Source organism: Pantoea pleuroti (assembly GCF_014156615.1).
Taxonomy (GTDB): domain Bacteria; phylum Pseudomonadota; class Gammaproteobacteria; order Enterobacterales; family Enterobacteriaceae; genus Pantoea; species Pantoea agglomerans.
Genome location: NZ_SBFD01000004.1, coordinates 184127 through 202480 on the forward strand (window position 1 = coordinate 184127; position 18354 = coordinate 202480).

Annotated in this window: 16 protein-coding genes and 1 pseudogene; 4 read left to right on the forward strand and 13 right to left on the reverse strand. The window is 52.6% G+C overall.

Features of this window, described 5'->3' with window-relative positions; translation table 11 throughout:
• Nucleotides 1–206 precede the first annotated feature (206 nt).
• Nucleotides 207–1385: a methyl-accepting chemotaxis protein gene (locus tag EPG66_RS23165; RefSeq protein ID WP_182686898.1), complete on the reverse strand. Its 1179-nt coding sequence runs from the start codon at nucleotides 1383–1385 to the stop codon at nucleotides 207–209.
• A gap of 820 nt (nucleotides 1386–2205) precedes the next feature.
• Here EPG66_RS23165 and EPG66_RS11605 point away from each other — a divergent pair.
• Nucleotides 2206–3378 carry an EAL domain-containing protein gene (locus EPG66_RS11605; RefSeq protein WP_182686900.1) on the forward strand — a complete coding sequence of 391 codons (1173 nt, stop codon included), beginning with the start codon at nucleotides 2206–2208 and terminating at the stop codon, nucleotides 3376–3378.
• Nucleotides 3379–3545: 167 nt separating this feature from the next.
• On the opposite strand, the gene EPG66_RS11610 is transcribed toward EPG66_RS11605, so the two are convergent.
• Entirely contained in the window at nucleotides 3546–4409 is an 864-nt protein-coding gene (locus EPG66_RS11610; RefSeq protein WP_031593807.1) for a LysR family transcriptional regulator, read from the reverse strand.
• 101 nt (nucleotides 4410–4510) lie between these two features.
• On the opposite strand from EPG66_RS11610, the gene EPG66_RS11615 reads away from it, so the two are divergent.
• The 3 genes from EPG66_RS11615 (at nucleotide 4511) to EPG66_RS11625 (ending at nucleotide 7470) form a co-directional block, all read left to right on the forward strand.
• The gene (locus tag EPG66_RS11615) at nucleotides 4511–5362 is read left to right on the forward strand and encodes an alpha/beta fold hydrolase (protein ID WP_182686902.1); all 852 of its coding nucleotides are present in this window, start codon (nucleotides 4511–4513) and stop codon (nucleotides 5360–5362) included.
• A gap of 4 nt (nucleotides 5363–5366) precedes the next feature.
• Nucleotides 5367–5969, forward strand: a complete 603-nt coding sequence (locus EPG66_RS11620; RefSeq protein WP_182686904.1) for a glutathione S-transferase family protein — start codon at nucleotides 5367–5369, stop codon at nucleotides 5967–5969.
• Nucleotides 5970–6408: 439 nt separating this feature from the next.
• Nucleotides 6409–7470: a GGDEF domain-containing protein gene (locus EPG66_RS11625; RefSeq protein WP_182686906.1), complete on the forward strand. Its 1062-nt coding sequence runs from the start codon at nucleotides 6409–6411 to the stop codon at nucleotides 7468–7470.
• Nucleotides 7471–7501: 31 nt separating this feature from the next.
• Here the strand turns inward: EPG66_RS11625 and EPG66_RS11630 are convergent.
• The 11 genes and pseudogenes from EPG66_RS11630 to EPG66_RS11680 form a co-directional block, all read right to left on the reverse strand.
• Nucleotides 7502–8165, reverse strand: a pseudogene (locus tag EPG66_RS11630) (mechanosensitive ion channel family protein); the annotation flags it as partial.
• A 14-nt stretch (nucleotides 8166–8179) separates the two neighbouring features.
• Nucleotides 8180–8464 (reverse strand): YicS family protein, encoded by a 285-nt coding sequence (locus EPG66_RS11635; RefSeq protein ID WP_182686908.1) that lies wholly within the window; start codon nucleotides 8462–8464, stop codon nucleotides 8180–8182.
• Between the two features lie 48 nt (nucleotides 8465–8512).
• Nucleotides 8513–9526 carry an HAD family hydrolase gene (locus tag EPG66_RS11640; protein WP_182687144.1) on the reverse strand — a complete coding sequence of 338 codons (1014 nt, stop codon included), beginning with the start codon at nucleotides 9524–9526 and terminating at the stop codon, nucleotides 8513–8515.
• A complete protein-coding gene (locus EPG66_RS11645; protein WP_182686910.1) occupies nucleotides 9526–10542 on the reverse strand; it encodes a BatD family protein in 1017 nt (338 codons plus the stop codon). The genes EPG66_RS11640 and EPG66_RS11645 overlap by 1 nt, the downstream gene beginning before the upstream one ends.
• Entirely contained in the window at nucleotides 10539–12065 is a 1527-nt protein-coding gene (locus tag EPG66_RS11650; protein ID WP_182686912.1) for a VWA domain-containing protein, read from the reverse strand. The genes EPG66_RS11645 and EPG66_RS11650 overlap by 4 nt, the downstream gene beginning before the upstream one ends.
• Nucleotides 12062–13039, reverse strand: a complete 978-nt coding sequence (locus tag EPG66_RS11655) for a VWA domain-containing protein (RefSeq protein WP_182686914.1) — start codon at nucleotides 13037–13039, stop codon at nucleotides 12062–12064. The genes EPG66_RS11650 and EPG66_RS11655 overlap by 4 nt, the downstream gene beginning before the upstream one ends.
• Nucleotides 13032–13469: a DUF4381 family protein gene (locus EPG66_RS11660; protein WP_182686916.1), complete on the reverse strand. Its 438-nt coding sequence runs from the start codon at nucleotides 13467–13469 to the stop codon at nucleotides 13032–13034. The genes EPG66_RS11655 and EPG66_RS11660 overlap by 8 nt, the downstream gene beginning before the upstream one ends.
• Nucleotides 13450–14376, reverse strand: coding sequence for a DUF58 domain-containing protein (locus EPG66_RS11665; protein WP_182687146.1), 927 nt, complete (start codon nucleotides 14374–14376; stop codon nucleotides 13450–13452). The genes EPG66_RS11660 and EPG66_RS11665 overlap by 20 nt, the downstream gene beginning before the upstream one ends.
• On the reverse strand, nucleotides 14376–15374 hold the full coding sequence (locus EPG66_RS11670) for an AAA family ATPase (protein WP_182686918.1): 999 nt from the start codon (nucleotides 15372–15374) through the stop codon (nucleotides 14376–14378). The genes EPG66_RS11665 and EPG66_RS11670 overlap by 1 nt, the downstream gene beginning before the upstream one ends.
• On the reverse strand, nucleotides 15374–16666 hold the full coding sequence (locus EPG66_RS11675) for an anaerobic sulfatase maturase (RefSeq protein ID WP_182686919.1): 1293 nt from the start codon (nucleotides 16664–16666) through the stop codon (nucleotides 15374–15376). The genes EPG66_RS11670 and EPG66_RS11675 overlap by 1 nt, the downstream gene beginning before the upstream one ends.
• Before the next feature lie 54 nt (nucleotides 16667–16720).
• Complete coding sequence (locus tag EPG66_RS11680) at nucleotides 16721–18304, reverse strand: arylsulfatase (RefSeq protein ID WP_182686921.1); 1584 nt, start codon at nucleotides 18302–18304, stop codon at nucleotides 16721–16723.
• Nucleotides 18305–18354 lie beyond the last annotated feature (50 nt).

Here is an 18354-nt window from a genome sequence, read left to right on the forward strand (position 1 = left end):
TACTCACTTTTCAGATATGTGCTGTGTAACCCCCAGAGCAGGTTCGCATACTGAAATGTGAACCCACTCCGGGAGGATTTTCATAAGGCAGAAACTGCGAACTGAACTGATGTTCTGGTTACAGTAAATCAGAGACAGGCTGTGGTATCTCTTCACCAGAACATCCCTGTGTTCACCTGAGATAAGCGTTCATCAATGTGTGATGTTTATTGTTCAGGTGATTTTTCTGTGCCGCTAGCAGAATTACTTATTCGCATCTGAAGACGAGAAATGTGTCCGGTGATATCTGCCGTTCTTTCCGCTAATCCCCGGATAGCACTGGCGATGACAGAAAACCCACGGCCATGTACACCTGCCCTCGCGGCTTCGATACTGGCGTTCAGTGAAATGAGTTTGATCTGCGCAGCAATAATCCCGTTTTCAGAGACAAGTTCGGCAATTTCTTTTGCGGTTTCGGCGGTCTGAATGTTTCGCCTGACTTCGCTTTCCTCATGACTGCCACGGTCTTTACGGCCCTGAATATCAATAAGCGCGCCGACGGCACGCAAAGGGGTACCATCAGGTGCACGTTTAGTCTGCCCGCGGGCCTGAAACCACCGGTACTCACCACTTCGCAGTTTAAGACGATATTCAATATCAAAACCGGTTTTACCACTGAAGTCCATCAGGTGGCTGACGAAAGCATCGAGCGCATTCTGTTTGTCATCCGGGTGCAGGCGTGATGCCCAGCTGTCCATCACATCAGGAAACTCTTCAATGGTTTCAAAACCCAGCAGCTTTCTGAACTGCGGGGACCACCAGAATACGTTGTCGGGATTCAGGGGATTTCCGCCAATAATATCCAGATCCCAGAGGCCGTCATTAAGCATTTCGCGCGACAGGTCAAAACGGGTGGAGACAATATCAAACTGGCGGGACTGTGACGTTTCTTCTTCCGTATTCTCTATAACGGCGATCAGACGCGGCGGCGTAAATTCACGACTGTATGATGCACGAATGCAAAACCACTGAAAGGTATTTGCGCCAGTTTTTATCAGGCAGCGTAACAGCTTCTCATCACCACTATGTTTGAGTGTATGACTTATCAAACCTTTGAACGCTTCCCGGAAATCCGCATGGATCATCTGGATCAGCGAAGAGATCCCGACCTCCTTCTGCAGAGGCAATCCCATAAGCTGGCGTGCTTCAGGTGAAACAAATGCAGGCGCATCACTTTTAAGATCGGTCGTCTCTACATACCAGTAGCCTTTCTGGCTGAGGTTCATAATACATTTCAGCAGCGTGGCATCACTATGATCCACGTCCAGCGTTTCATCGATAAATTTCTCAGCGATATCCATCGTTGTCGGCTCTTTGGCGGACTGTTTCCGGAATAAATTCAGCATTATTTCTCCTGGTGAGCATATAAAGGCATAAAAATATGCCTCAAAGGGTTATCGGCAGAACTGTCTGGATATTCAGTTAAAGGTCGCTGGTTTGAATTAATACTGTAACAAGATGCTATAGATAGCTCGGCAGCGACAACTACCGGAACTGAGGGGATGGATGAACATCACCGCCAGCGTGCTAAATTTATTTTTTTGAAATCATGTGGCGCAAATTTATCCTTGGTCTATGATATCTGAAAAATTTCAGCCCTTATAATCTCAACGCTCCGATTCCGCCTGAAAATGGACTGTGAAATGTTATGCTTAGCTTTGACACGCGGTTATGGATTTATATTAGCTGGTTATCGCAGGTATTAAATGAGTGGCTTAGCTGTGAGATCTTACCCAGGCTCACAGACTAAAACCCGCATATGACTTATTGATATCACTCAGTATACTTCGTCAACGCATAAGAGAGACTGGTTGCTGATCATATTAAATGCATTAACAGGGTTTAATATTTAACTTAAGCGATATTTTTATGGGATTGGTTTCAATTTTTTTCTGGTTTACCATACCAGATACCATCAGCGTCATGCAGACCCGTGAGTTAAATAAGTATGACATTTTATGTTCATGAACTTTTCCCGCTCACTGACATCTTAACTATGTGTCTCGCACTTAATAACCATAGAGAATTTAAGGCCTCCGGAAAAATGACGTCTGCAAAATATTAATTCTTCTACCGCATGCAAAACGGGGTTTTAAAAACAGGTTTTCTATTCCACTCCCGCTCAGGTCATCAGTGCCTTACAGAAATACGTTTCAGGATATTTAAATGAATGAAAGATTGAAAGATGCTGATTCTCGTGCAGCTTATCAGCAGCTAATTAAGTCGGGCGAGTTTAAACCTTTTTTCCAGCCGATAGTCTCACTTGAGGATCAGCGCGTAGTGGGTTTTGAATTGCTGGCACGCCGCATTATGCCCGAAGGGCTTATCGTATCTCCGGCTGCGTTCATTCCGGTTATGGAACATAATAGGTTACTCAATGAGCTGATGACAAGTCTGGCCGCTCAGGGATTCATGACAGCGAGCACCTGGCCAGAACACCCGTTTCTGTCTATAAACGTTTCTCCTTCACAACTGAACGGAAAGCACCTTCCCGAAATTTTAAGAAACCTGGCTGAACGTTATCAGTTCAGCCTTTCACGGCTCAGGATAGAAATCACCGAGACAGCATTGATCGATGATATAGAGACGGCTCATGCAGAACTCGAAGCATTGTCTGAAATGGGTTGTATGATTGCTATGGATGACTTTGGCACCGGCTGTTCAAGCCTTGCCTGGCTTATCCAGCTTCCCGCCAGCACGATTAAGATTGATGGCAGTTTTATTCGTTCAATGCTTCAGAAAAAGGATAGCCGGAAAATTATCTCCAGCGTAGTCGGTTTGGGCCGCAGCCTGGATATGGACGTCATTGCCGAGGGTGTTGAAACAGAGGAACAAGCTGAGATGTTGCGGGGTATCGGCTGCGCTTATGCACAAGGCTACTTATTCAGCAGGCCGATCCCGGCTGAAGAAACACATAATTTTCTCACCGCTGGCTCTGGCCGTAAATTTCATAGTCGTGTGGCACGAATGTCTCTTGAGCAGCGCGCGCATCAGATTTCATCGATGTATGCTGCGCCTGACACCTCTATCTGTTTTCTCAGCCCTGAACTGATGATTGTTGACGCAAGTGATACCTTTGCAGCGCGGGTTGGCTGGCCAATGCAGGACATTATCCATCGCCATATTTTTGAAGTGATACCGTCTCAAGCCGAGAAGTTGCTTTGGTTGCAGGATTTCAGGACAAAAGGTCTTCCTTACCCTCCGTTTGAGGTAAAGCTGCCCGGCGGTAGCACCGATTTGGTTATGATTACGCGGGTGGAGGATGAGGCAAAAGATTTACTGGGATTTTGTGTGTTTGGCTTTAATATTGACCGTCAGCACAGCCTTGTTCAGCCTTAGTGTCAGTTCACAACATCATCTGATAATTCCCGGCCGCCAGCTTAATTTTACCGAGGCAGGCTTCGGTTTCAGGTTGTTAGTTGAAGATGGGAAAAATGTCCGCCTGGTCGGAAGCGGACATTATTAACAACGCCTCTTTTCATCAACTCATTGCAGCCAATTCACTTTCAATCTTTATGCATCAGCCTGGTCAGCATCTCGCAGAAGGCCTCGCTTGCTGGATTAACGCGGTGTTTATTCAGGCGTAGCAGGCAATCGACCGACGGCAGAGACATCAATTTCTCAAGTTCAGGCACATTACAAATGGCTTTATCAACGCTGTATTGATTGAGTATTCCCACCCCCAGCCCGGTGGTTATCGCCGCAAGCATACCCGCTACTGAAGGACACTCCAGCATCACAGCAAATGGAATGTTTGCCTGGCGAAGTTTCTCCTCAGCCAGGTTACGGTAATAGCAATCCGGTCCCCAGGTAATAAGTTTCAGGCTCTTATCCGAGTCATGTCGCCAGGCAGGCGTTGCGTACCAGTATAAATTTTCACTCCACAATACCGTATCTTCCGTCGATGCCGTGCCCGTGAAGTCCTGATGTAAAATGATCTCCAGACTTCCTTCAGAAAAATGCTGACGCAGGAGATGACTTTGCTCCACCACCAGTTGTATATCCACCTCTGGATGGTGGTGAGTGAAGGTTGCAATCACCCCGCATATTTCAGTCATTGAGATGTGTTCAGTGACCCCGATTCGCAGCTTGCCACGCAGCGCCGAAGGCGAAAAATAGGCTACGGCATGATCGTGTTCAGTGAGTATTTTTTCCGCATGTTGCAGCAGAACGCTGCCCTTTTCTGTCGGAACGGCTTTTCCGGCGATGCGCGTAATTAGCTGGCATTGAAGTTGATCCTCAAGCCGTCTGAGCTTCCAGCTTACAGCGGACTGGCTCAGATTGAGGAGTAATGCGGCCTTACTCATATTGCCCGTTTGCAGCACGGTCCGGAACACTCTGAGTGAGTCAACGGAGAGTCGTTTATTCATTTTTGTATGACAAAAGTAGGATTACAGCGGGAAAGAATGTCACTGGTGTCATATTCAGTCAACGGATAGCCTGACTGAAACAAACACAACGGAGAAAGCAGATGCCCGCTAATAACCCATTACTGAATGGCGACGTTCTGATAAAAGGTTGTCGTATTGCGACCGGGGTCCATGGTTCAGGAACACCTCTGGTGCTGGTTCATGGCACGCCCGCACATTCAGTGATCTGGCAGTCACTGGTGCCGGTATTTGTCGATGCGGGTTTTCACGTTCATCTGTATGACCTGCCTGGGTTTGGCGCATCAGAGCGTCCTTTGACGGCTGATACCTCGGTTGCCGCTCAAGTCAGTTTTCTGCTGAAACTGCTTGAACACTGGCAGCTCGAAAAAACAGATCTTTTTGGTCACGATATCGGCGGGGCCATTTCACTCAGACTGGCGTTCGACAACCCATCACTTCTGAAGACGCTTACGATTGCCGATATTCCGAGCTACGACTCCTGGCCTTCGCCCACATGGAAAGATATGCGGGATAACTATGCGGATTATGCGCTGATCCCCGCCACTGAGCATTACCGCGCGATGTCTCGCCAGTTAAAGATGGCTGTTTTTAATAAGGATCGTATGGCAGAGCAGCGGCTGGAAAGTTATCTTGCACCGCTTTGTGGTGTGGTAGGGCAGCCTTCATTTTATCAGCATCAGGTTGCACACTATAATGAATGTTACACCCGTGATTTTACAGAAAAATTGCCGCAACTCCGGCTGCCAGTACAGATTTTATGGGGCGCCGAAGATGAATGGCAACCCGTTGAGTATGCAAGGCGTTTGCAGCGCGACATCGTCTCTTCCACGCTGCATATCTTTGAACAGGCCGGACACTTTTTAATGGAAGATGCCCCCTTGCCTGTCGCCGCACAGGTAATTAATTTTGTTAATCAACATAATATGAGGTAGAGCCATGATCCTGATCGGAATGCTGGATTCACCCTATGTCAGACGGGTTGCTATTTACATGAAAGTATTAGGTGTTCAATTCGAGCATCGCCCGCTTTCGGTATTCGGCGATTTTGATGCCTTAACGAAAATTAATCCGGCCGTTAAAGTGCCAACGCTTATCACAGATGATAATCAGGTGCTGATCGATTCCACACTAATCATTCATTACCTTGAGAAATATTGCGGTCATTCGCCTGCACCCACATCAGCGTCCGGCGTGGAAGAGTTCCGGGATCTGCATCTTACCGGCTTCGCCCTAACAGCCTGCGAAAAAGCGGTGCAGATTGTGTACGAACAGCGTCTCAGGCCGGAAGAAAAACAACATCAGCCTTGGGTGGATCGCGTAACTCAACAACTGCATGGTGCCTGGCAGACGCTGGAGAACGGGCTGCGGGAAAGTCATCCTGACATGCTGTCTGTGGCCGGTATCAGCATCGCAGTGGCCTGGAGTTTTACAGAATTGATGCTGCCGGATACCGTCAGCCGTACGCTGTATCCGCAAGCAAACGGCTTTACATTGCTGGCCGAACAGCGACCGGAATTTCTGGCAACGCCTTTACGTTAGAGAGAGTGTGTTGCGCCTCACTGATGCAGTATCTGTGTAAGTGAAACACTACTGCATCAGAATCAGCGCGTTGCAAAAAGCGAATATATGGACGCCAGTTGAATATCCATAAAAAGACTAATAACCCTTCACTCCAGATAAAGTACACAAAACGTTTACATCTGCTTTTGATCATAATTGGCTGGGTAATGCGCACATTTCTGCCTGGTGCCAGAAGCGGACGTCAGTTCCAGTTAAAAGTTCGCCTGATTTGTGCTTAGGGATAAATTTTGCATTCCTCAATAATACTTACCCCACCAGTCCGGACATTTCCTCCTGAAATAGATCTCTCTATTACAATGGAAGGTAATACTTCGTTTATGAGGCTTCCAGGATGGTGCAGAAACCGGACAGACGCCGCGCTTTAAATAAAGAAAACGTGTGGCAGGATCAAAAGGATATGGTCAGACAGGCGCTATCAGCGAGTCTTCCATGGTTTGCATTTGTGAATGTCAGTTTTGCTCTGATCATCCTGTTCCGGCATGTTCTTATTCGTGACTTTGACCGGTCGATAGGCGCTCACACTGAAATACTGCCGTTAATCGATCTCACCGCGGGCGCTATTATCGCTCTGTCACTACTGTTACTCCTTCTTGCTTACCGCCTGCCAGCGCGTTTGATACCGCTAAGCACGGCGCTGTTGCTGATTCTCGGCGTGATGTGGAGCTATTGTAGCTACTGCTTTATTGTCTGGTGGCAGCTGCCTTTTGCCTGGCCTCTCAGTGTCATCCTTATGCTCACCGCGCTGACTGCGCTTTATTATCATCCTCCCGCCTTAATACTGTTTATCATACCCGTATGGGTCACTGCCCTGCTGGCCAGCGTGCAGCTTAACCAGGGGGTGAATATCCGGTTTTTACTGGTCTGGCTTCCGCTCACCGCTATTCTTATTTATGGTCGCGTTATCCTGCAGCGCTGGTTTGATGAAGCCTGGTTGCGTTATCAGGAGAACCGGATGCTTATCGCCCGGCTCGATGTGCTGGCGCATCAGGATGCACTTACCGGGACCGCTAACCGGCGTCTGATGGAGAAGTTTCTTGCTGACGCTTTTCGCCAGACACTGCCGTTTGCGCTGGTCATGCTTGATGTGGACTATTTCAAACGCTACAACGATCACTACGGCCATCAGGCGGGAGATACATGCCTGGCTCAAGTGGCCGATATTTTGAAATCATCAGTCCGGACACCCGCGGATCTGGTGGCCCGTTACGGTGGCGAAGAGTTAGTGGTTGTGCTGCCCTCGGCCTCTCTGGATGAGGCTGCGCAGGTTGCTGAACGTATTCAGGCAACCCTGCGTGAAACGGCACTGCCACATGCAGCATCAGCAGTTAGCGAGTCGGTCACTGTCAGCATGGGCATTGCGCTTTCAGGTATGCATGATAACGCAGAAGCTGTGATTGCCCGCGCGGATGAGGCGCTTTACCGCGCAAAACAACAGGGACGTAACCGGTGGGAGAAATAAATCCGCTCTATCAGCGCTAATCACTGGGATATCACTCCTGTTTTTCTTCAGCCGGAGGGGCAAACCAGTTCGGCCTGGTCACAATAACAGGCTGTTCGGGCTGACTGATGAAGTTTGGCGACATGATTTGTACACCGAATGGATTGAATAGATCCTGTATATGGCCGTGGAGAACGCTCCTTACTCCGGCCAGCGACTCTCCCGGTCGGAGCCGGACCTGTAGCTCATAAGCCACGTACCAGTCCTGAAGCACAAGCTGGCGCACCAGCGGCGCGATGTCGTGGTTAATGCCCGACGTGCGGCTGGCAGCCAACTCCAGCATCGCCTCAACCTGCCGCCAGCGTGTCATAACCAATCGTGGCGCTGGTCGTCATATTGATGCCTTCGCCTTTAAGCATCGCGCTCAGATTCACGATGCTGCCACTGACGACCACCGCATCAGGAACCGTGACTTCATAATTCTCACGGGTCAGAATTTTGGTGACCAGCATGCCCACTTCACTGACCACGCCCTCATGACCGGCAATCCTGATCACTTCTCCTTTGCGCAGTGCGCGTGAGCAGGTCAGTACCAGCCCGCTCATGGCATGGTTCATCACGCCTGCCGAACCCAGCGTCAGCATCAGACCGAAAAACCCGCGGATCCTTTTGAAGGCGAGGGAATTGGCACCCGGCAAAAAGGGATACGCCGTTGCCCCAGGCTATTTCGTCATTCAGGACAGTTAACCTGGTGCAGGGAGGTCTGATAACGCTGCTGATTATTTTCGGTCAGCGCTTTTACGGCTGACAGCACGGCAGAGTTATCATGCGTACTATTAAGGAAGCGGGTCCGTAACTGTTCATCAGATACAGACGCTGGTATCTGACACTTTTGTCGCAGGTCATCGGTAATCTTCTGCTGCCTCAGCGCGAAGGCCAGATTTTCGTAGGCGGAGTTAGCCAGTGCTGGCGTTTGTGACAACAACATTAATACGATCGGTATCAGGTATTTCATTCTTATCTCCCGGCCCATTCTGGCCTTTTTCACACACGGATAAATCCCTTACTTATCGCCTGCAACCGCGGCACATTGCGCAGGGTCAAAAACCGTTTTCCACTCTTTTTTCATATCAACAATCACCCAACCCTTTTGGGGTGCCAGTCTGAGACCGCTAATAAGCTTTCCGCTGGCGGGCGGATGCCTGTCGTAGGCATATTCACGCACCGCATCGGTGTGGTGAACCAGTAAACCAAAGGTTTTATAGGTCGGATTGGCGGAGATGTACTGAAGCATCGGCACATCGCCGTCGCTGTTGCCGAAAGCACCGACCGGACGCCGCCCCATAAACAGATGAATGGCGACCGGCTTCATCGCTTCGTCATCGTAGAAGGCACCGTTCATGGTTTTACGTAATTGCGTGCCATTATCTGTCAGTGAGAATTCACTCAGTGAAAAGGAGCCGACTACCTGCTCGGGTGGGATGCCATACATTTTTTCTGCCAGTACGCGCATAAAATCGATGCCGCCGCCGGATACAATCCAGGTTTTGAAACCGTTATCCCGCAGATAATCCAGGAGCTGACGCATCGGCTGATAGCCAAGCTGGTCATAACGGCAGCCGAAACGCGCATGTCGATGAGTACCAACCCAGTTGCTGACGCGCTGACTGAATTCTTCCGTCGTCATGCCGCTGTGCGTGAGAGTCATCAGCTGCATCAATCCCTTTTTGCCCGACTGCATCACCGCGTTCATATCGTTGTTAATTACTGCCTGCACTAACGCATCGCTATTCCATTCCGGGTGTTGCGGAGCGAGGCGTTTGATTTCATCAATCACGAACTGCAGCTGAAAGGTCAGCGGGGCTTCCGGCCACAATGTGCCGTCATTATCGAACACCACATAACGCTGACTCACAGGAATGAACGCTTTGCTATTGGCTGTCGTAGCGCCATTCACCCATGTCTTAATAGCCTGTTTTGCGTGACCGTCATTCCAGGCACTGAGCGGATCGTCTGCCGCAACAGCCGAACCGAGATACGCCGTTAGCAGCAGTGCCAGCAGAGGATTTAATTTCATCATCTTTTCCTTTTTGTCGGAATGAGGTCAGGTAGCGGAACGATCCGCCAGTATTCCCGTGTGCGCTGCACTACTCTTTGCAGGCTTTTTTTAAGGGCGTGTCGAAAAAAGAAGCTCAACAGCAGCAACGTCAGCAGGATGGCCGGGCCCATCAACAACGACGTCCAGTTGACCGGGACGTGGGCTTTCAACGCCTGTTCACTGCCCGCCGGACGCGCAGCGGCAATAGCGTATTGCGCACCGGGTAATTCGGCCAGTTGCCACTGATGCTGGCGTGTATCCCACCAGCGTAAACGCAACGGTGGTATCACCAGTTCACCAGACTGAGAGGGCAGATATCGCAGCCGCTCTTCTCGCTGTGCGCCGATGATTTCATCGCGTCCCTGCGTCAGGTTGCTGTTTACCGGCGGCAAACGTTGCGCACCGGAACCGGGAATGGCGTAAAGCAGCTGCGGGATTTGTACGGCAATCACATCGGTCGCACGCAATGTCACGACGCGCTCAATGGCGTCACCGACATGGAGCTGCTTATCCTCAGTAGCGCGATAAAGTTTCCATTGTTGCGAAAGTTCAAGACTGCTGGCGGGCAAGAAGCGGTCAGGCTGACGCACATCTGCGGGCCATCTGACCGGTTTCTCCAGAAGCGGCAGCGATACCGTTTTTGGTGGTTGATTCGCCGAACGCATCACCACATCCGCAGCGGGAAAACGCAGCGTGCCCTGATCCCACGCCATCACCTGACGCTCCATGCGGATACCGCTCCAGCTGATCCCGCTGCTATTACGCGTTACCAGCTGGTTGGGCAGCGGCGTATTAAGTAAATTACCGTTTTCAATCAGCATATCCGGCCACTGCGGCGGTGGATTGAACCAGCTATCCGTCCAGAAGGTCACCGCAATCGTTACGGGCTGGCCTGGCACCAGTTGTTCGGGTGCAACCAGCTCACGGGTCATGGCCATTTCAGCCCGAACCGGCAGGCTAAGTAGCCACAGCAGAAAAAGGAGAAGTCGCTTCATGGTGCCTCCGCCGGCGCTGAGCGGTAGAGATTTTCCAGCAAACCGCCAGGCGAAAGCGTGAGATTGCTGTACCACTGTTCAGCCGAGGGCGCAGCGCCTGCGATGGGTTTCATATCCAGCTGATTCACGCCCTGTTCGGGTTTGAGATCGTGTTTAATGGCATCAGGATCTTCATCTTTCTGCTCATGCTGATCGGCCTGACGGTCGCGTTCTTTTTGTCGCAGCTGCATGATGATGTGCGTAATTTTTGTCCGATTCTCCTGAGCCATCGCCCATTCAGGACGTAAACTCAGCGCCTGATCGTAGCTGTTCAGCGCCTGCTGCCAGGATTTCTGCTGTGCGTAGCAGTTGCCAATCCACAACAGACTTTCCGGAGTCGCGGGAACCTGACGAAAAGCACCCAGCGCTGAAACGAAATCCCCGGCGTAATAGAAGGCGATACCCCGCCGCAACGGATCCTGAAAGCGCTGCGCGGCGGCTTCATAATTACCGTGATTAAAGGCAAGTTGCCCTTGCACATCGGGCCTTACCCAGGCATCCAGCAGTGCTGCTGAACTGCCAGGAGACCAAAGCAGTAAGGGCAGCATCACGACAGCCAGGCAGAGCAGTTGCTGTCGCCAGAGCAGTAAAAGCAGCAGCATAGGAATAACCAGCAGATAGCCGCTGTTCTTCCACTGCAAATCCTGTCGGCTGTTCTGCTGCGCCGTCACGCTCTGCTGAATGTGGCCGCTTACCGCGCGCAGATCATCATCTTCTGCAGAGACCAGCGTGACCGGAATCCCGCCATCACGGATTTGCTCGAAGCATGCGACATTGAGGCGCGTATCAATGCCCTGCGATGCCTGCGCTTCCGGCAATCTGCCGCCGTTCGCCGTGCCTGCTACCCAGATCTGCAGAGGCAGATTTTGCTGCCGCAGCCAGTCAACGTCCTGCTGTGCCACATTATCCGCGACCAGAATTAGCGCGCGTGGTGCTTCAGGCGCTGAGGGCAAATTTTTAAGCGCCAGAGCGATGGCCTGACGCAGTCCGGAACCCGCTTCCTGCGGCACCAGCGTCGGCTGCTGAGCCGTCAGGAACAGATTATAAAAATCGGCATCACTGGTCAGCGGCGTGGTAAGCCAGGCATTCGCGCTGTAAACCACTAAACCAAAGTGACTGCCAGGCATTTGCGCCATCAGCGCGGCGATTTTCTGTTGCATGCGCTGATGACGGTCAGGCGGCACATCCTGCGCCAGCATGCTGAAATCCTGCTGCATAATCACCATCACATTATTTTCAGGCGTGAAGGCGGCGGGCAAGTCGCGTTGCCAGCTCGGACCCGCCAAAGCCAATACCCCCAGGCCAAAGAGCCACGGTAATACCTGTCGAGCCCGGACGTGCTGACCTTTAATCAATGCCGACGCAAAAGGCTTTTCCATAACACGATGCCAGGCACTGCCCGAACGCTGAGCCAGAAAATAGAGCACCGGAAAGAGCAGCAAACCCAGTAATCGCCAGGGATAGAGGAAGTGGAAATCGCTCATGCGCGTCGCCTCATCATTGTGCTGCCGATGGCGAACAGCAGTAAAATCAGTAGCGCAACAGCTAGCGGCCAGACGAACAGCGGACGATGCCAGGATAAACCCAATGTTTTCACCTGTTCCGGAGTCTGGGTATCAATTTGCTGCCACACCTGGGCCAGCGCATCACGGTTAGTAGCGGCGCGCCAGGCGTTACCGCCGGTGATACTGGCAATGTTATCCAGCAGCGCGGTATCCACTTTGTCCTCGCCGCTGCTGTTAACATCGCCAAAGGCGATGGTGTGCACCATAACGTGATGCGCGGCAGCGAGTTGTGCGGCGAGCGTGGGTTGCAGCTGAGAGGCCGTGTCATTCCCATCGGTCAGCAGAATGGCCATTTTAGACGAATCGGCTTCAAGGCTGTGATCCAGCAACTTCACGGCCACACCCAGCGCATCCCCCACCGCAGTCTGCTGACCAATCATGCCTGGCGCGAGCTGGCTGATGCGCGCCTGCAGCGCCTGTTTATCTTCGCTGATCGGCGCAAAAGGCCACGCCTGGCTGGCAAAAATCACCAGACCGATGCGATCATTTTTGCGCTGATTGATAAAGGTACGCACCGTTTGCTGTACCGCCTGTAAGCGCGTCTGACCATTCTGCCCGTCGCTTGTCTCCATTGAGCCGGAAACGTCCAGAATCAGTACGATGTTGCGCATGGGTTTTATCACCGTTTTCGGTGGCATCAGATATTCAGGGCGGGCCAGCGCAGTAACCATTAAGATCCATACCGTCCAGAACAGTAGCCGATGACGCCAGCTGGCCTGCGGTGCTGGCGCCGAGAGTTGCAGGGCTTCAGCCAGTTCAGGTAAAAAAGGCACCCTCACCTGTTCACTCACTGGCTGTTTTGCCGGGAGCAGATAGTGCGTAATCAGCGGCAAAAACAGCAGCACGCCCATCCATGGCCAGGCAAAATCGATCTGCGATAAAAACTCAGACATGAGGCAGCGTCTCCAGCCAGTGGCGTAATTGCTGTGCGATACGCTGATTGATAACGCCTTCCAGTTGATTATCCGGCTGACAGTAGCGACGACACATCAGCGCGCGAAGTTCTTCGTCCAGAGGCGTCTGTGCCAGAAGCTGTTCCGGCGTTTGCCACTGGCTGACCTGGGCGCGAGGGTGTTGCACCAGTAGTACCCGCTTAACCCATGTAATCCAGCCATCCACCTGCTGCTGGGCGAGTTGTTTTCGCGCTTCACGCCGCCAGCGATTACGACGAAAGCGCGCGAGCAATACCAGCAGGACAATGAAAAGCCCCAATAACAGCATCACGCCGAGCACCGTCCAGCCTGGCGGGAGCGGGAACCACGAGGCGGCGTCTGGCAAAGCAGGATGTGCCAGTTCCGGCGTGCTAAATCCTTTTGCCAGCATGTGCATCCTCCTGCTTTAGCTGAGGCAGAATCTCCTCACCGGTCACGACGGTTTTCACCGTGATCCCCATGCGCTGTAACCGGCGCTGCTGCTGCGACAGACGTTCGGTAACGCTCTGCTGGATGCGATCGCTGAGGTGTGAGGTGAGATTGAGTGCGGTGCTCAGGTCATGGTAATAAGCCGCAAGTTGGCCGCGTGGCGGCAGGCGGCGATGAAGATCATCCAGCGTGACATAAGCGGTAATTTCGCAACGGCGACGCAGGTGGGCCAGCACTGCATCGCAGCGCGCATCCAGATCGTGAAAGTCACTGATGATCCCCAGCCAGCTGCCCGATGGCAGCAGGCGGACGATACGCTGCAGCGCCTCTGATAAAGAGACGGTTTGCTGGCGATTTTGCGCGTAGTGGTCGGGAAGCATGGCGTTCACGCGCTGAATATCGGTGAGAACAGGCATCAGGTTACGTTTTGGCGCACGACAGGGATGCAGGGCCAGTTCATCATCGCCCAATATCGCGCAGCCCAGCCGATCACCGTCATGCCAGCTTCGCCATGCCAGCAATCCGGCAATCTTGCCAGCGGCCACCGATTTCATCTGCTGGCGGGTGCCGAAGTACATGTCCAGTCGCTGATCCACAAGGATAAACACCGGGCGTTCGCGCTCCTCATTGTAGAGGCGGATCCACGGTGTGCGCAGACGCGCAGTGGCTTTCCAGTCGATCAGCCTGACGTCATCACCGGGTTGATAGCGGCGTAAGCTATCGAAGTTCAGGCCACGTCCCTGCTGGCGGGACACGCGCTCACCGCTTAACGCGCCGGGTGGGATTTGCCCCGGCGGATTATCCAGTCGCTGTGCATCACCTGCCAGCGACATCAGGTCAGCCATTTCAAGCGTCAGCGGCTGCGGCATCATGCCACCACTGCGTTAAGAAGCATGGCAATCGCCTGATCGGGCGTGCAGTTATCGGCATTTGCCTGATAGCTCAGCAGCAGGCGATGGCGCAGCACTGCCGGTGCGATGCGTTGAATATCTTCAGGCAATACCGCATCGCGTCCATCCAGCCACGCGCAGGCGCGGCCACAGCGGTCCAGTGCCAGCGTACCGCGCGGGCTAATGCCCAGGCTGATGTAACTCGCAAAAGCTTCGCTGACCTGATCAGGATGACGCGTCATCTCCACCAGATTAACGATGTACTGCTCTACGGTTGGCGCGACATAAACCGTGGCAATTTCACGCCAGCAGTCGGCGATATCCTGTTGTCCAATCAGCAACGGGTCAGTGGCTGGTTGAGGACTTTCTTGCCGTGCAGCCTGATATCTGGCTTGCTGCTCGGCGCGCACCAGTTGCATCACCCTTTGTTCATTCTCTTTCGACGGATAATCAACAATCACCTTCATCAGAAAGCGATCAAGCTGGGCTTCAGGTAAGGGCCAGGTGCCTTCCTGATCCACCGGATTCTGTGTCGCCAGCACCATAAATACGCCCGGCAGCGGCCAGGTTTTGCCCGCGACGGTCACGTGACGCTCTTCCATGGCCTCCAGCAGCGCTGACTGCACGCGGGCTGAGGCGCGATTGATCTCATCGGCAAGGATAATGTTGCCGAACACCGGGCCGGGACGGAACCGGAACTGATCTTCTTCGCGCGTGGCATTTTGCTGATAGATTTCGCTGCCGGTAATGTCTGACGGCAGCAGATCGGGGGTGAACTGAATGCGACGAAATTCGCCTTCGATATGGCGAGCCAGCTCACGCACCGCGCGCGTTTTCGCCAGTCCCGGTAAGCCTTCCAGCAGCACATGACCGTCACACAACAAGGCGACGATCAGCATCCGCACCAGCTCCTGCTGTCCAATCACCTGCTGGTTCATACTGGCTTCCAGCGCCAGTAGCTTTTCACGATTATTCATTATGCAGGTTCCACCGTCTGACGTTTAAGCAGTGTCCCGATGCCAACCAGAATCGGTTGCGCATAGCTAAAGAAGGCCTTAATACCGGGACAGAGATAATTCATCCCCAGTTCACCCTCCTCGCTCCTGACGATGCGGTTTTTCGGGCATTCGCCGTAACAGAGCTTCAGATAGGGGCAGCGTTTGCAGGCAGCAGGCAGCGTATCGCGCTTGCCTAAACCAAAGGCTTTTTGTCGTTCGGAAAAGGCCATGTGTGCCAGCCTGGTACTTTGCACATTGCCTAATTTGTATTCGGGATAGACGTAGTGATCGCAGGAGAAGATGTCGCCGTTCTTTTCAATCGCCAGCCCTTTGCCGCAGAACTCTGAAGTTATACAAATCTGCGCCGGCATGCCCATGGTCTGTGCCACCGCAGTTTCAAACAGGTTGACCTGAACGCGGCCTAAATCGTTGTTTACCCACTCTTCAAACACCGCAATCAGAAAGCGGCCCCAGTCATCGGGATCCACCGACCAGTCGGTGACAATCGAGTCGAGATCGCCGGGTCTGGCGCGGCGGGTCCCGATAACCGGTATCGTGTCATCCCGCCAGAACTGCGGAGCGGTTTGCTTAAAATCCACCGGCTCAACGCAGGGATTGAACTGGATATAGGTGGCACCCAGCTCGCGCGTCAGAAAGCGATAGACCTCCAGCGGGAAGCGCGCATTGGTTCGGTTGACGGTAACTAAGGCGTTGAAGGGAACGTGGTAGCGCTTCAGCGCCGCAACCCCTGCCATCACTTTCTCAAACGTGGGTTTACCGCTGCGCGTCACGCGATAGCGATCGTGCAGCTCAGCCGGCCCATCAATCGAAATGCCGACCAGAAAATTGTGCTGGCGTAAAAAGCGTGCCCAGTGGTCATTTATCAGAATGCCGTTGGTCTGCAGATCGTTTTCTATGCGCTGGCCTGGCTTCTGATATTTCTTTTGCAGCACCACTATTTTTTCAAAGTACTCCAGCCCCATTAGCGTGGGTTCGCCGCCCTGCCAGGAGAACACCACCTGCTCGCCATCCTGGCTGTCTATGTACTGCCGGATGAAGGTTTCCAGCACCTCATCGCTCATCCCACTGTGTCGGTCCTGTTCCAGAAGCTGTTCTTTGTGCAGATAAAAACAGTAGTTGCAGTCGATATTGCAACGCGATCCGGTGGGTTTCGCCATCACATGAAAACGGCGCGTGTAGGCCGGTCCTTTGCCACTGAATTTTTCCGCCGTAGGAAGAGGTTTAACCGGCAACGTAGTGCTGTATTTCATGAACGCCTCCTGAGTACCGGGTGAACTATTTCACCCGGTGGTGTGGTCAGAGCATCAGTTGGTAGCCGGACTGCCTTCCTCAATCAGTTTCGAAACATCAGAAACGGTGAATGAACCCGGTTTCTGACGTGGAGGAAACTCTTTGAAGCTCTGCAGCATTTCAGTGGCATATTTCTGCGCACCGCCCAGCAGGAACAGGCGATCGTAGAACCAATGGTTGTAATCCATGCCATCGGTGCCTTTTTCCAGAGGGTCGATTTTCAGGTCAAAGATCAACGGTACGCGCAGTTTGACGAACGGGTATTTCCACACATCCATGCCTGACCGTTCCTGAATCATGAAGTGTGCTTTCCAGCGACCGTAACGCATCGCCAGCAGATCACCGTCATCACTCCAGTAGAAGAACTCTTTGCGCGGATCCTCCTGAGTTTTACCGGTGATGAAATCAAGCTGGTTATAACCATCCAGATGCACTTTGTAGGTCATGGCACTGGTTTTGTAGCCTTTCAGTAACTGCTGCTTGATGTCCGGCACGCCTGCCGCTGCCACCAGGGTCGGGAACCAGTCATTACTGCCGATGATGTCGTTGATGAGCGTTCCGGGTTTAATATGTCCCGGCCATTTCACCATCGCAGGCACGCGGAAGCCGCCCTCCCAGCCGGTATTTTTTTCACCCCGGAACGGTGTGATACCGGCATCGGGCCAGGTGGCTGTCATCGGGCCGTTGTCGGTGGTGTAAACCACAATCGTATTGTCTTCTATGCCGAGATCTTTGATTTTCTTCAGCACTTCACCGACGATTTTGTCGTGCTCCACCATGCCGTCGGCATAGTCACCTAAACCGGTCACGCCTTTGTCGCCCGGTTTAATGTGCGTTTTGTTATGCATACGGGTGGTGTTGTACCAGGTGAAGAACGGCTTGTTGGCTTTAACCTGCCGCTCCATGAAGTCGTTGTTCGCCGCCAGCGTCTCTTCATCGACGGTTTCCATACGCTTAGTGTTCAGCGGGCCGGTATCCTCAATTTTTCCATCCGCGCTGGACTTGATCACGCCACGCGGGCCGAATTGCTTCTTATACTCAGGATCTTTCGGGTAGTCCGGATTCTCCGGTTCTTCTTCCGCGTTCAGATGGTAAAGGTTGCCCATAAACTCATCGAAACCATGCGCGGTAGGCAGAAACTCGTTGCGATCGCCGAGGTGGTTTTTCCCGAACTGACCGGTGGCATACCCCAGCTGTTTAAGTACAGTGGCAATGGTCGGATCTTCTTTCTGCAAACCTTGTGGGGCGCCGGGCATGCCGACCTTACTCATCCCGGTACGGAATGGCATCTGACCTGTAATGAACGAAGAACGCCCAGCCGTAGAACTCTGTTCCGCGTAATAAGAAGTGAACTTGGCACCTTCCGCCGCAATACTGTCAATATTGGGGGTTTGATAGCCCAGCATTCCCTGATTGTAGGTACTGACGTTCCAGTACCCGATGTCATCGCCGAATATGACGACGATGTTGGGCTTCTGATTATTCTGCTCCGGCGCCGTCGGAGTGGTGCTTGCCGGGGCTGCATAGGTGCTGGTCGCACAACAGGCGACAGACAGCACTGAGGCGAGCAGCGATTTGCAAAATGGCACTTTTGACATTTCTGTGCTCCAGATAAGTGGACTCTCATAGGAAAGGCATAAATTTCGCC

Excerpts from the sequence above, each read along its gene's own strand:
- EPG66_RS23165 (WP_182686898.1), bottom strand. The coding sequence starts at position 1,385 with ATGCTGAATTTATTCCGGAAACAGTCCGCCAAAGAGCCGACAACGATG.
- EPG66_RS11605 (WP_182686900.1), top strand. The coding sequence starts at position 2,206 with ATGAATGAAAGATTGAAAGATGCTGATTCTCGTGCAGCTTATCAGCAG.
- EPG66_RS11610 (WP_031593807.1), bottom strand. The coding sequence starts at position 4,409 with ATGAATAAACGACTCTCCGTTGACTCACTCAGAGTGTTCCGGACCGTG.
- EPG66_RS11615 (WP_182686902.1), top strand. The coding sequence starts at position 4,511 with ATGCCCGCTAATAACCCATTACTGAATGGCGACGTTCTGATAAAAGGT.
- EPG66_RS11620 (WP_182686904.1), top strand. The coding sequence starts at position 5,367 with ATGATCCTGATCGGAATGCTGGATTCACCCTATGTCAGACGGGTTGCT.
- EPG66_RS11625 (WP_182686906.1), top strand. The coding sequence starts at position 6,409 with ATGGTCAGACAGGCGCTATCAGCGAGTCTTCCATGGTTTGCATTTGTG.
- EPG66_RS11635 (WP_182686908.1), bottom strand. The coding sequence starts at position 8,464 with ATGAAATACCTGATACCGATCGTATTAATGTTGTTGTCACAAACGCCA.
- EPG66_RS11640 (WP_182687144.1), bottom strand. The coding sequence starts at position 9,526 with ATGAAATTAAATCCTCTGCTGGCACTGCTGCTAACGGCGTATCTCGGT.
- EPG66_RS11645 (WP_182686910.1), bottom strand. The coding sequence starts at position 10,542 with ATGAAGCGACTTCTCCTTTTTCTGCTGTGGCTACTTAGCCTGCCGGTT.
- EPG66_RS11650 (WP_182686912.1), bottom strand. The coding sequence starts at position 12,065 with ATGAGCGATTTCCACTTCCTCTATCCCTGGCGATTACTGGGTTTGCTG.
- EPG66_RS11655 (WP_182686914.1), bottom strand. The coding sequence starts at position 13,039 with ATGTCTGAGTTTTTATCGCAGATCGATTTTGCCTGGCCATGGATGGGC.
- EPG66_RS11660 (WP_182686916.1), bottom strand. The coding sequence starts at position 13,469 with ATGCTGGCAAAAGGATTTAGCACGCCGGAACTGGCACATCCTGCTTTG.
- EPG66_RS11665 (WP_182687146.1), bottom strand. The coding sequence starts at position 14,376 with ATGCCGCAGCCGCTGACGCTTGAAATGGCTGACCTGATGTCGCTGGCA.
- EPG66_RS11670 (WP_182686918.1), bottom strand. The coding sequence starts at position 15,374 with ATGAATAATCGTGAAAAGCTACTGGCGCTGGAAGCCAGTATGAACCAG.
- EPG66_RS11675 (WP_182686919.1), bottom strand. The coding sequence starts at position 16,666 with ATGAAATACAGCACTACGTTGCCGGTTAAACCTCTTCCTACGGCGGAA.
- EPG66_RS11680 (WP_182686921.1), bottom strand. The coding sequence starts at position 18,304 with ATGTCAAAAGTGCCATTTTGCAAATCGCTGCTCGCCTCAGTGCTGTCT.